Below are 11,964 nucleotides of genomic sequence, written 5' to 3' on the forward strand. Positions count from 1 at the left end.
GTGAACCACCAAGCGGACGCCGTGGAACCGGCTCTGCCGGGCCACTGGCGTCGCCCCCCCGGGGGGGAGGCGCCGAAGGCGCTTCGGGGGGGGGTCATCTCTTGCCTTCGCGCACCGCGACGCGGCCGGTCTCGAGGTCGATGTCGGTGTGCAGCATCAGCTCCAGCGGCACCGGCTGTGCCCACATCTGGCCGTTGATGCGGATGCCGATCTGGTTGTGGTGGTCGAGTTGGTCGCCGTTGACGACGACCTCCACCACCAGGGTGTCGGGCAGGATGCGCGGCTCGTGGCGGATGATGGCCTCGCGCACGGCGGCCTGCAGCGCATGGGGATCAATGGACGAGGCGGCGCGGCCAGACATCGGCGGCAGGCCGTAGTTGATGACCGAGTGCCGGGCGTGGGGCGCCGACTCCCAGTCGATCTCGCCATTGGGCTGGGTGGCGTTGAAAAGCCAACCCAGATCACGCAGCACCATCTCGCGCAGGCGCTGGCGGTTGATGACGCGCGATTCCACCGCCTCGACCTTGGCCTCGGGTTCGTCGTCGCTCAGGCGGTCGAGCAGCGCGGGTTGGAGCCGGTCCTGCTGGCGCAGCGTGGCCATGTCGGGGCGTGGCGCCGCCTCAGGCGCCGGCGAGCGCGATGGAGCGGATGTCCATCAGCGCCACTTCGCTGTCGCTGGTGGTGAGGATGCGCTGGCCCAGGCCGACCCAGCCGCCCTGGGCGGTCTCGCGCCAGGAGGTGGCGCGCGCCAGCGCATGAGCGTCGCCGGCCGCGATTTCGGTGTCAGGGTAGCGCGCGGGAATCAGCGCCACGGTCTCGCCGCCGTTGACGAACATCAGCTGGGCCGGCATCCAGACCGCATCGCGCAGGTCGGCCGGGGCTTCCAGCGTCACCTGCTGCAGGCGACTGAAGGGCACCCAGTAATACCGCCCGTTGACGACCGCCTCAAGCACCGGGCCCAGGCGTCCGTCGGCGTCGGCTATCCATTCGAAAGGCTTGCCGTCGAGCGTGCCGGCGCTGGCCGGCGCCTCATCGAGCGCGCGGGCGCGCATCTCGGCGGCGGCCGCGTGCTCGCCGCGGCCCTCGCGCAGCAGCGCCTCGATGAGCAAGGCCACCCAGGTCTCGGGCTCGCCGAACAGCATTGGCACCTTCTGGCCGGCAAAGACCTGCAGGCGCAGGGTCTCGCAATGGATGGCCTCGCGGTAGGTCTGGGCCATGGCCAGCGTGGAGGCATCGAGTTCGGACGCCACCTTGAGCTGGTTGAGCGCGCGATCCCATTGGCCCAGCACGGCCAGCAGCTGGAACAGGAAGACGCGCAGTTTGGCGTCCTGCGGATGCGTGCGCACCTGGTCGGTGAGCAACTTGAGCGCGCGCGCGGCGTCGCCCGTGCGCAGGGCCTCAAGGGCGGCGGTGGAGTTCGTCATGGGGTTTCCCGGCTGGTTCTACCTGTGACCGATCATTGCAGACTGGCGGCCGTTGGCACGACAGGCATCGATCATTCTTGCGCGCGCAGTCGGGCGGCCCCTGTGTCTCATCCTCGGCTGCGAGTTCAAACGGGCGCGTTCCGGTTCAGATCCCAACCGGCCTTGATGGCGGCACCCATGTTGCCGCCTGCGGACTGCGTGCTGTAGGCCACTTCGATCTTGGCGAAACTGAGCGTCACGAAATCCTGCGGCAGGACGGTTTCTCCCTCGGCCTTGATGGTGTAGCCCGAAACGAGCACGTCGGTCAGCGTGACGGTGTAGAACGGAAACTGCTGCGAACCGCCAGCCTTGCAGCAGGTCAGTATCGCCTTCGGAATGTGCTGGCCCGTCACACAGGCAGTTTGCAGCTTGGGCGATGCGGCGCACATTTTGGTGACGAAGCTCAGTTCCTTGAACTGCACCTTGCCGGCGCCGCCGCCGGCACCACCGTAGCCGAATGAACCCGTCTGCGAGAGCCCGAAGCTCCAGGACTCGACTTCGATCTGCTCCGGGAACTTGATGTTTCGCGACTCGCCCTTGATGCCTTCCAGGTACAGCAGGAAGTCCTCTTGCCCGTACGCGCCCTTGATCGCCATTTCGAATGCTCCTAGATTGCGTCATGCCCATGCAGATCGCTGCGGGCCGCCGCCTGCACTGTCAGTCCGGCCGGAGTAAGCCCGGCCCGGCCTCAGATCTTCACGTTCTTTCGCAAGTCCCAGCCGGACTTGATCGCCGCGCCCACCCCGCCCTTGGAATCCTGCTGGCCATAGGCCGTCTCGATGCGCGCGAAATTGAGCGAGAACTGGTCGATGGGCATCTGCAGTTCACCGGACCTGACACCGGAATATCCGGTGTCGTAGGCCGACACCAGCACGTCGCTGAGCGTCATCGTGTAGAAAACCTCTTGCCGCCCACCGGCCTTGCGGCAGGTGAGCACAGCGCGCTCGATGTGCTTGCCCGAGGCGCAGGCATCCATGAGCTTGGGTGAGGCGCAACTGATGCGCGCCCTGAAGCTGATGTCCTGGAACTGCACCTTGCCGACGCCGCCACCCCCGCCAGAGCCGAACGAACCGCTTTGCGTGATGCCGAAAGTCCAGGACTCGAGATCGATCTCGTCCTTGGTCGATGCCCCGCGCGACTCGCCCTTGATACCGTCGATCTTGAGCGTGAAATCCTGAAAATTGCCGGGCATTCTGACCTCTCCTCAGTCGCCCTGGCGCCGGGCGACCCACCTGTTGCTCTCTAGAGCCGGCACTTGCGCCGAGCAAGGGCCAAGGCAAACGTTGGGCCCATTCAAGGGCCCAAGGAAATGCATTTCGTTCATGGCACCGCAGCCCCCTGCCGCCGGACGGCGGCAGGGGCGCGGGCATCACACCGTGGTGCTCTTCTTCAGGTCGTAGCCGGCCTTGATGGCCGCGCCCAGCGCGCCCTTGGCGTCCTGGACCTTGTACGAGTACTCGATCTTGGCGAAATTGAGTGCAAACTGGTCCTTCGGCAATTCGCCGCCGGCACCGTGGCCGCCCGTCTGGTAGCTGGACACCAGGATGTCCGACAGCGTGATGATCAGGAACTCTTCTTGCTTGCCGCCGGCCTTGCGGCAGGTCAGGATGGCCGACTTGATGTGCTGGCCCGTGGCGCTGGCGATGAAGAGCTTGGCCGACGCTGCATTCGTCTGGGACGTGAAATGCACGTCCTGGAACGAAGCCTTGCCCGCACCACCACCACCGCCCTGTCCGAACGAGCCGGTCTGGGTGAGGCCGAAGCTCCACGACTCGAGCTGGATTTCGTCCTTGTGCTTGTCATCCTGGGACTCGCCCTTGATGCCATCAATCTTCAGGAAATAGTCAACTGCTGCCATAGTGCATTCTCCTTGGCTGCCCCATCACGGGGCGGTTTTCGCTGCAATAGCGCCCGTGGCATACGGGCGTCCTCCTGTACAGCCACAAGGAGGAGATAGGTCGAAACCCAACGTTTTCTTAGCCCGCCTTTGCCGAGGGCAGTTTGGAAACCAACCGCAGCGACACCGTCAGCCCTTCGAGCTGGTAGTGCGGCCGCAGGAAAAACTTGGAACTGTAATAACCGGGGTTGGCCGGATCTTCCTCGACCACGACCTCGGCCGCCGCCAGCGGCAACTGGGCCTTGGTGGTCTCGGACGAGCCCGCGGGATCGCCGTCGACATACTGCATGACCCAATTCTGCAGCCATCGTTGCACATCGTCCTTTTCCTTGAAGGAGCCGATCTTGTCGCGCACGATGCACTTAAGGTAATGGGCGAAGCGGCAGGTCGCGAAGAGATAGGGCAGGCGCGCCGCCAGGTTGGCATTGGCAGTGGCGTCGGCATCGTCGAACTCGGCCGGCTTGTGCAGCGACTGCGCGCCGATGAAGGCGGCGAAGTCGCTGTTCTTGCGGTGGATCAGCGGCATGAAACCGTTCTTGGCCAGTTCGGCCTCGCGCCGGTCTTCGATGGCGATCTCGGTCGGGCACTTCATATCCACGCCGCCGTCATCGGTGGGGAAGGTGTGCGTGGGCAGGTTGGACACCGCACCGCCAGACTCGATGCCGCGGATCTGGCTGCACCAGCCGTACTGCTTGAACGAGCGGTTGATGTTGGTGGCCATCGCATAGGCGGCGTTGGCCCAGGTGTAGCGGCCGTGGTCGGCCGAGCCCGTGTCTTCCTCGAAATTGAAGGCCTCGACCGGATTGGTGCGCGCGCCGTAGGGGATACGGGCCAAAAAGCGCGGCAGAGCCAGGCCGATGTACTTGGAGTCTTCCGATTCGCGCAGCGAACGCCAGGCCGCGTACTCGGGAGTCGTGAAGACCTTGGTGAGATCGCGCGGGTTGGCCAGTTCCTGCCACGAATCCATCTGAAGCAGGCTGGGCGAGGCACCGGTGATGAAGGGCGCATGCGCCGCCGCCGCCACCTTGGCCATCTCACCCAGCAGTTCGACGTCGGGCGCACTCTGGTCGAAGTGGTAGTCCCCCACCAAGCAGCCGAAGGGCTCGCCGCCGAACTGGCCGAATTCCTCGGCGTAGACCTTCTTGAAGATCGGGCTCTGGTCCCAGTTCGTGCCCTTGTAGCGCTTGAGCGTCTTGCCGAGTTCGGCCTTGGAGACGTTCATGACGCGGATCTTGAGCTGCTCGTCGGTCTCGGTGTTGTTGACCATGTAGTGCAGGCCGCGCCAGGCACCTTCGAGCTTCTGGAAGTCGTCGTGGTGCAGGATCAGGTTGATCTGGTCCGAAAGCTTCTTGTCGATGGCCGCGATCATGGCCTCGATGGAGGCGACGACATCGTTGCCGATCAGCTGGGTCTGGGCCAGCGCCTGCTGCGCCAGCGTCTGGACCGCCTGCTCGACGGCGCTCTTGGCGTCGTCGGACTTGGGCTTGAATTCCTTTTGCAGCAGCGAGGCGAGGTCGCTGCCTTCCATCTCGACGCCGGCCAGCGCAGCCGATGCTTGGGTTTCTGCCATGCTAGGTTACTCCAACGAATGTGCTTTTAAGGGGAGCGTGCGGCTCAGGAGCCGTCGGCGGGCTTGGCATTGGAAGCCAGGGCGCCGAGCAGGGCCGGGTCGCTCATCAGCTTGCCGATCAGTTCTTCAGCGCCGCCCTTGCCGTCCATGTAGGTGACGAGATTGCTGAGCTGCTGGCGCGCCTGCAGCAGCTTGTTGAGCGAATCGACTTTGGTGGCGATGGCCGCCGGCGAGAAATCGTCCATGTTCTCGAAGGTGATGTCGACGCTCATATTGCCTTCGCCGGTGAGGGCGTTGGGCACCTGGAAAGCGACGCGCGGCTTCATCGCCTTCATGCGCGAATCGAAGTTGTCGACGTCGACCTCGAGGAACTTGCGGTCGGCCACCGGGGCCAGCGGGTCGGCAGGCTTGCCCGAGAGATCGGCCATCACGCCCATCACAAAGGGCAGTTGAACCTTTTTCTGGGCGCCGTAGACCTCGACGTCGTACTCGATCTGCACGCGCGGGGCGCGGTTGCGGGCGATGAACTTCTGGCTGCTGCTCATGCGGGGCTCCTAGGGGCTCACTCTGTAGGTAGACGGGGTATGGCTCTCGCGATAGGCCAAGAACGAGGTTTTGCTGTATGCGCCGGCGTTCGTCAAGGGGCCTGGGGGCTTTCAACCGTGTCGGGGTCGACGCCAACGATGCGGGCAACGTCGGGCAGCATGGTCGGCGCCAGTTCCTTCATCAGCTGCAGGAAGTTGTGGTTGACCAGTTGGCGTGCACGGCGCAGGAACAACGGCGCCGGGTTGGACGGCTCGGTGCGCTCGAGGAATTCGCAGACCATGTCGATGGCGCGCAACGCGTCGTCGCGCGTCTGGATGCCGCCCGACAGGCCACGCCCGCCTGCGGCGGGCGGCGCATGCACGGCCGCCGGCGCGTCCTCAGAGTCGGCGCTTTCTGCGTCTGCGTCGGGACTGGCTTCGGCAACCTCGCGCGGCATCAGCGCGGCGACGGCGTTGGCCAGTTGCAGCAGCGGCTTGAGATCGGGCGCGTCGGCGCTGCTGAAGCGGTCAGAAATGGTGGACTGCAACGTGCGCAGCGCCGCCACGGTGGCCAGCGCGTCGTCGCGCGCCCCGCCGTCGCGCTCGACCACGGCGGCCATCATGCGTGCCAGCTGCTCGCGGCCGCTGACTGCCTCTTCGCCCACCGGCTGGGCCAGGCCCGTGGCCAGTTCGACATCGCGCCCGCTGATCTGGCCCACGGCGCGATCACGCACGACGGCGCACTGGCGCAGGTCAGTGAGCAGGCCTTCGCCGCTGGCGAGAAGGCTCAACGCGTTGACGCGGGCATAGGGGTCACCGTCGTCCGGATCGGGCAGCGGGTGGACCACGTCCCACAGGCCTTCGAGCATGCCGCCTATGAGCTTGAGGCCGGGCAGCAGCGCGCGGTAGCCCTGCAGGTGCAGGCTGCCGCGCAGCCAGAAGATGGCGATGCGCAGATCGCGCGAGCGGCCCAGCATGGCTTCCGAGCGCTGCACGACACCGCGCCAGTCGGGTGGCTCGCCGGGTCCGAACTGGGTCTCGGGCCTGCCGGCCGCGGCCTGCGTCAGCTCGAGGAATTCGGGTTCGTATTCGAGATCAGGGCCACAGGGCGCGGCCTCGTCGCCCAATGGCTGAAGCCAGGCATTCACCAGGGCTTCGGCTTCTTCTAGATCACTCATGGAGCTTGGGCGGGCCAGGACGACGGGGGAGTTGTTCGAGGCGTCTCGGGCAGACCCCGGATCGTCTCACAATGTCGCAGGATCGGGTGCGGCTGAGAACCCCTAGCAGGGCCGGCCGCTGCACCACCATCGAGCAGCTTGGCGACGATCTTGCCCCATTGCCAGAGGCGGCGCCTCCCACGGACAGGGGAGTAGCCACCATGGCACGGCCACAGCCCGCGCATTAACATGCACTGACAAACTGTGCATAGACAGCGAGGCCGGGATGGGGATCTTCGGAGTTCGGGCCGCACGCTGTGCGGTGGTGTCGGCGCTGGTCGCCATGGTGTTGCCGGGTTCCGCGCTTGCGCAGAACAGTCCCGTGCGCCCGGCCAGCAGCCAGGTGCCCACGGCTTCCGAACTGGCCCCGCGCCAGGTGCTGCCGCCGTCAACAGCCGAGCTGCCGACGCGCAAGACGCCGCCGCGCGAGCTGGGCAAGCCCGAGGGCGACCTGCGCCTGGACGTGAGCGCCTACCGCGTCGACGACGACGCCCCCGAGGCCGTGCGCGCGGCCCTGCCCCGCCTGACGGCCCGCTTCGTCGGCAAGCAGCGCAGCTTCGAGGATCTCAGCAACGCCGCCGCCGAGGTCACGCGCCACATGCAGTCGGAGCTGGGCTACTACCTCGGCTACGCCTACCTGCCCGAGCAGTCGCCGCAAGACGGCGTGATACGCCTGGCGGTGATGGAAGGCCGCCTCGACCGCGTCATCCTCAAGTGGCGCAATGGCCTGCCGGTCGACCGCGAGGTCGTCGAGTCCTACCTGGCACGCCTGGTACCGGGCAGCGTGCTCAAGGTGCGCGATGTCGAGCGCGTGGTCTTCCTCGTCAATGATCTGCGCGGCATCACGTCGCGCTTCGAGATCCAGGCCGGCAGCCTGCCCGGCACCTCGTCGCTGGTGGTGACGCCCAGCCCCGAAAAGGTGGTCACCGGCAAGGCCGAGTTCGATGCCAATGGCTCCAAGCCCCTGGGCGAGTACCGCCTGTCGGGCCTGGTGCAGGTGAACAGCCCCTTTGGCCGCGGCGACGGCTTCACCGCCAACGCACTCTCTTCCACCACCAATGGCCTGGGCTTCGCGCTGCTGGGCTACACCACGCCGGTGGGCAACGACGGCATCAAGATCGGCAGCTCCTTGTCGGGCGTCAAGTACCAGCTCGACCGCAACCTCTTCCCGCTCGACCTGCACGGCACCGCCTACACCGGCACCGTCTACGGGCTCTACCCGGTGGTGCGTGCACGCAACCTCAACCTGTTCACGATCGCCTCCTTCGAACAGAAGCAGTACGAAGACCGCAACCTCAACGGCGGCACCAAGCGGACGGTGCAGACCGTTTCGCTGGGCACCACCGGCGACTTCCGCGACGACCTGCTGGGCGGCGGCGTCAACACCTACGAGGCCAATGTGATGACCGGCGAGGTGAAGTACGCCTTCGGCAGCACCGCCGGCCTCGACGACGATCTCAAGTTCAGCAAGTTCACGGCCGGCTTCACGCGGCTGCAGGATCTGATCACCGGCCGCGCGCTGGTCTACTTCGCGCTGCGTGGCCAGTACGCGGCCAACAACCTCGACAACACCGAGCAGTTCCGCCTTGGCGGGCCCGACGGCGTGCGGGCCTTCGCCGCCGGCGAGGGCACGGGGGATATCGGCGCTGTCTCCAGCCTCGAGCTGCGCATCCTGCCGCCCGAGGAATGGCTGGGCCGCATGGCGCGCGAATTCGTCGCCAGCGTCTTCGTCGATGTCGGCTACGTACAGTACCGCTACCGCCAGCGCATCACCAACCAGCCCAACGCCGAGGCCAACACCGCCACCTTCACGGGCGCCGGCTTCGGCCTGGCCTGGCAGCGGCCGGGCGAGTATTCGCTGCGCCTGAGCCTGGCCAAGGCCAGCAGCGGCAAGCCGCGCGGCGGCGAGGAAGACAAGGGCGCCCGGCTGTTCCTGCAGGCCGCGATGCTGTTCAACTGACCGGCGCGCCCGGCAAGAGGTCCCGAGATGAGCCACCCCGCCCCCTCCACCCCGTCTGCCCTGCGCCAGCCCCGGACCCGCCAGGCGGCGCGGCGCCGGGCCTTGCAGCAACGCCCGGTCAGCCTGGCGGCAGCCTGCCTGATCGGCGCCGCGCCGGCGTCCTTCGCGCTGCCCCAGGGCGCGGTGCCGACCTTCGGCCAGGCCACCGTGCGCCAGACCGCGCCCGGCCAGCTCGACATCAAGCAGACCACCGCCAAGGCGGGCCTGGACTGGACCAGCTTCTCGATCGCCGCCGGCGAGCGCGTCAACGTCCAGCAGCCGGGGCGCGATTCGGTGCTGCTCAACCGCGTGCTGGGCGACAACCCCTCGCTGATCTACGGCAAGCTCAACAGCAACGGCGGCGTCTGGCTGATCAACCCGCGCGGCATCGTGTTCGGCGCCGGCTCGCGCGTCGATGTCGGCAGCCTGGTTGCCAGTACTTTGGCCATCAGCCAGGACGACATCAACTCCGGCCGGCTGCAACTGGGCCGCGCCGGCACCGCCGAGCCCGGCAGCCTGGAGGTGGACGGCCAGATCACGGCCGCCGACGGCACCGTGGCCCTGGTGGCGCCGCGCATCACCATTGGCGCGGGCGGCCGCATCGAAGCCCGCCGCATCGGCGTGGCCGCCGCCGGCGCAGTGGAACTCGACCTCGAAGGCGACGGCCTGATCGTCTTCAACGCCCGCAGCGACGGCCTGGAATCGCGCCTGGCCCAACTCGGCAACGTGCTGGCCAGCGGTGGCGGCAGCATCGAACTGCGCGCCGCCGCCCGCGCCGGCATCGCCGACACCGTGCTCAACCTCGAAGGCGTGGTGCAGGCGCGCTCGCTGGGGATGCGGGACGGGCGGGTGGTCATCGATGGGGGGGATAGCGGCATCACGCGGGTGGGGGGCACGGTGGATGCCAGCGGGCTCGGCGCCGGTGAGCGGGGGGGCGAGGTCCACGTACTGGGGCAAAGGGTCATGCTGGACAGCGGCGCTGCCGTCGACGCATCGGGCGCGGTCGGCGGCGGGCGGGTGCTCGTGGGTGGAGACTTTCAGGGCAAGAACCCCGACGTGCGCAACGCCGAGATGCTGGTCGTCCGGCCCGGTGCCACGATTGCCGCCGACGCAACAGTCAGCGGCGATGGGGGCAGCGTGGTGATGTGGTCTGACCAGGCCACGCGCTTTCATGGCCAGCTGACCGCACGGGGGGGTGTCGAGGGTGGCCATGGTGGCAACGCCGAAGTCTCCGGCAAGCAATCGCTCGAGTTCCTGGGTTCGGCCGATCTGAGCGCCGCCAGGGGGCGAATGGGGACACTGCTGCTTGACCCGAACGACATCGTCATCGAGACCGGCGGCAACAACATCGCCGGCAATATCAATTTCGGTGGCGGCGGTACCACCAGGGTCAAAGCGGGCACCGACGCCGGCGGCCTCGGACTGTTGCTGCAAACGACCTCGGTGGTGTTGCAGGCTGACCAGACGATCTTGGTCTCCAACGCCGTCGACGGAACGGGCGGCGATGGCCTCGGGTCGCTGACCCTGCAGGCCGGCCGCGACATCACGATCAACGCGAATGTCTCGGCAAATGGCATCTCGATCACTGCCAACCATGTAACTGGCAGCCGGCAACCAGGCGAGGGATTCGTCACCGTGCCCAGCGGCCGCACGCTGAACGCCGGTGCTGGCGCTCTCTCGATAAGCAACAGCGGCAACGCCGGAACCGGCGCCAACCGCATTCACCAGATCGGCGGCAACCTCAGCGGCGCAACCCTGTCGATCGACGGCGACGTCAGTCTGACCGCCAACAGCACCTGGACGCTCAATTCCGGCACTTCCAGCATTGCCAGCGTGATTTCGGGCAGTGGCAACCTCACGAAAGCCGGAGCGGGCACGCTGGTGCTCTCGGGAAGCAGCGGCAGCTACAGCGGCGACATCGCCGTGAATGCGGGCATCCTGGCCGCCGCTACCAGTCCCGGCGCGCTGGGCAGTTCCGCCGGCACGACCACGACGATCAATGGCGGAAAGCTTGAAATCCGCGGCGTGGCCATCGGTGAACCCCTCATCTTCACCAGCGGCAGCCTGGCCAGCACGGGCGCCGCGAGCCTGAGTGGTGCCATCGCATTGCAGGCCGATATGCCCGTGGACGTGCCGGGCACCTTGCTGCTGTCGGGCGTGATCAGCGGCGCCGGCGGTCTCACCAAGGCCGGCGCGGGCACGCTGACGCTGGGCGATCTCAACACCTACACCGGCGTGACCACGGTTGCCGACGGCACGCTGCGCGCGTTTGATCTGACAGTCGCCAGCAACGCCAGCAGCCTGGGCGACGCCACAAGCGCCGTGGTGCTGGGCGACGCCACCCACCAGGGCACGCTGGAGTACACCGGCCCCGCCGCCACCTTTACCCGCGGCCTGGCCATCGTTGCCGGCGTCGGCGGTCGACTGAGCAACATCGGCGGCGAAGTGCTGACGGTAGCCGACGGGGGCGTCGCGGCCGGAGGCCAGTTCACCGTCAGCGGCGACACCCCCAGCGCCACGACGATCACCAGCGCGATCAGCGGCAACGGCGGCCTCACCAAGTCCGGCACCGGCACGCTCACGCTCAGTGGCGACAACTCCTACAGCGGCGGCACCGGGGTGACGGCCGGCACGCTGATCGTGGGCCATGCCAACGCGCTGGGCTCGGCCTCAGCCGGCACCGCGGTGACCAGCGGCGCAACCCTGCAACTCAGCGGCTTCGACATCGGCGCCGAGGCACTGAGCCTGGCCGGCATTGGTGTCGGTGGCGCCGGCGCACTGGTGGCCAGCGGCGCCGCCGTGGCCGGCGGCTCGGTCACGTTGGCCGCCGACACCCGGGTCGACAGCGGCGCCACTTCGCTGAGCCTGGGCGGCGCCGTCGGCGGCGCCTTCGCGCTGACCAAGATCGGCGCCGGCTCGCTCACCCTCGCAGGCGCCAACACCTACAGTGGCGCCACCAACGTCAACGCCGGCACCCTGGTGGCCACCCACGCCAGCGCACTGGGCAGCATCGATGCCGGTACCACGGTGGCCGACGGCGCGACGCTGCGGATCAGCAACGCCATCATCGGCGCCGAGGCACTGAGCCTGGTCGGCACCGGTGTCGGTGGCGGCGGTGCGCTGGTAGGCACCGGCACCTCCAGCCTGGGCGGCACGCTCACGCTGCTGGGCGCGGCCACGGTGGACGTGGCCAGCGGCGCCCAGCTCACGCTGGCCGGCACCGTAGTCGGTGGCGCCTTCAACCTGGACAAGAACGGCACCGGAACGCTGGTGCTCAGCAACGCCGGCAACGCC

Annotated in this window: 10 protein-coding genes; 2 read left to right on the top strand and 8 right to left on the bottom strand. The window is 67.6% G+C overall.

What is annotated here, in order from left to right; all coding sequences use genetic code 11:
- Positions 1-94: 94 nt before the first annotated feature.
- The 8 genes from tssE to tssA form a co-directional block, all read right to left on the bottom strand.
- On the bottom strand, positions 95-601 hold the full coding sequence (gene tssE / locus JMV16_RS04390) for a type VI secretion system baseplate subunit TssE (RefSeq protein ID WP_201492960.1): 507 nt from the start codon (positions 599-601) through the stop codon (positions 95-97).
- 19 nt (positions 602-620) lie between these two features.
- Positions 621-1,424, bottom strand: a complete 804-nt coding sequence (locus tag JMV16_RS04395) for a type VI secretion system accessory protein TagJ (protein ID WP_201492961.1) — start codon at positions 1,422-1,424, stop codon at positions 621-623.
- A gap of 125 nt (positions 1,425-1,549) precedes the next feature.
- Positions 1,550-2,059 (bottom strand): Hcp family type VI secretion system effector, encoded by a 510-nt coding sequence (locus JMV16_RS04400; protein ID WP_201492962.1) that lies wholly within the window; start codon positions 2,057-2,059, stop codon positions 1,550-1,552.
- Between the two features lie 92 nt (positions 2,060-2,151).
- The gene (locus tag JMV16_RS04405; protein WP_201492963.1) at positions 2,152-2,655 is read right to left on the bottom strand and encodes an Hcp family type VI secretion system effector; all 504 of its coding nucleotides are present in this window, start codon (positions 2,653-2,655) and stop codon (positions 2,152-2,154) included.
- A gap of 177 nt (positions 2,656-2,832) precedes the next feature.
- Positions 2,833-3,321, bottom strand: coding sequence for an Hcp family type VI secretion system effector (locus JMV16_RS04410; RefSeq protein WP_201492964.1), 489 nt, complete (start codon positions 3,319-3,321; stop codon positions 2,833-2,835).
- Positions 3,322-3,439: 118 nt separating this feature from the next.
- The gene (gene tssC, locus JMV16_RS04415; protein ID WP_201492965.1) at positions 3,440-4,930 is read right to left on the bottom strand and encodes a type VI secretion system contractile sheath large subunit; all 1,491 of its coding nucleotides are present in this window, start codon (positions 4,928-4,930) and stop codon (positions 3,440-3,442) included.
- Between the two features lie 44 nt (positions 4,931-4,974).
- Positions 4,975-5,475, bottom strand: a complete 501-nt coding sequence (tssB, locus tag JMV16_RS04420) for a type VI secretion system contractile sheath small subunit (protein WP_201492966.1) — start codon at positions 5,473-5,475, stop codon at positions 4,975-4,977.
- A 92-nt stretch (positions 5,476-5,567) separates the two neighbouring features.
- The gene (gene tssA, locus JMV16_RS04425; RefSeq protein ID WP_201492967.1) at positions 5,568-6,632 is read right to left on the bottom strand and encodes a type VI secretion system protein TssA; all 1,065 of its coding nucleotides are present in this window, start codon (positions 6,630-6,632) and stop codon (positions 5,568-5,570) included.
- Positions 6,633-6,993: 361 nt separating this feature from the next.
- Here tssA and JMV16_RS04430 point away from each other — a divergent pair, with 361 nt between their 5' ends.
- Complete coding sequence (locus JMV16_RS04430; protein WP_201492968.1) at positions 6,994-8,631, top strand: ShlB/FhaC/HecB family hemolysin secretion/activation protein; 1,638 nt, start codon at positions 6,994-6,996, stop codon at positions 8,629-8,631.
- A gap of 27 nt (positions 8,632-8,658) precedes the next feature.
- Positions 8,659-11,964, top strand: a 3,306-nt coding sequence (locus JMV16_RS04435) for an autotransporter-associated beta strand repeat-containing protein (protein WP_201492969.1), incomplete at its 3' end; no start/stop codon positions are given.

Source organism: Rubrivivax sp. A210 (assembly GCF_904426505.1).
Taxonomy (GTDB): Bacteria; Pseudomonadota; Gammaproteobacteria; order Burkholderiales; family Burkholderiaceae_C; genus Rubrivivax.

What these genes read in the sequence shown, in the direction of transcription:
- JMV16_RS04405 (WP_201492963.1), bottom strand. Translation starts at nt 2,655, where the DNA reads ATGCCCGGCAATTTTCAGGATTTCACGCTCAAGATCGACGGTATCAAG.
- tssE (WP_201492960.1), bottom strand. Translation starts at nt 601, where the DNA reads ATGGCCACGCTGCGCCAGCAGGACCGGCTCCAACCCGCGCTGCTCGAC.
- JMV16_RS04395 (WP_201492961.1), bottom strand. Translation starts at nt 1,424, where the DNA reads ATGACGAACTCCACCGCCGCCCTTGAGGCCCTGCGCACGGGCGACGCC.
- tssA (WP_201492967.1), bottom strand. Translation starts at nt 6,632, where the DNA reads ATGAGTGATCTAGAAGAAGCCGAAGCCCTGGTGAATGCCTGGCTTCAG.
- tssB (WP_201492966.1), bottom strand. Translation starts at nt 5,475, where the DNA reads ATGAGCAGCAGCCAGAAGTTCATCGCCCGCAACCGCGCCCCGCGCGTG.
- JMV16_RS04400 (WP_201492962.1), bottom strand. Translation starts at nt 2,059, where the DNA reads ATGGCGATCAAGGGCGCGTACGGGCAAGAGGACTTCCTGCTGTACCTG.
- JMV16_RS04410 (WP_201492964.1), bottom strand. Translation starts at nt 3,321, where the DNA reads ATGGCAGCAGTTGACTATTTCCTGAAGATTGATGGCATCAAGGGCGAG.
- tssC (WP_201492965.1), bottom strand. Translation starts at nt 4,930, where the DNA reads ATGGCAGAAACCCAAGCATCGGCTGCGCTGGCCGGCGTCGAGATGGAA.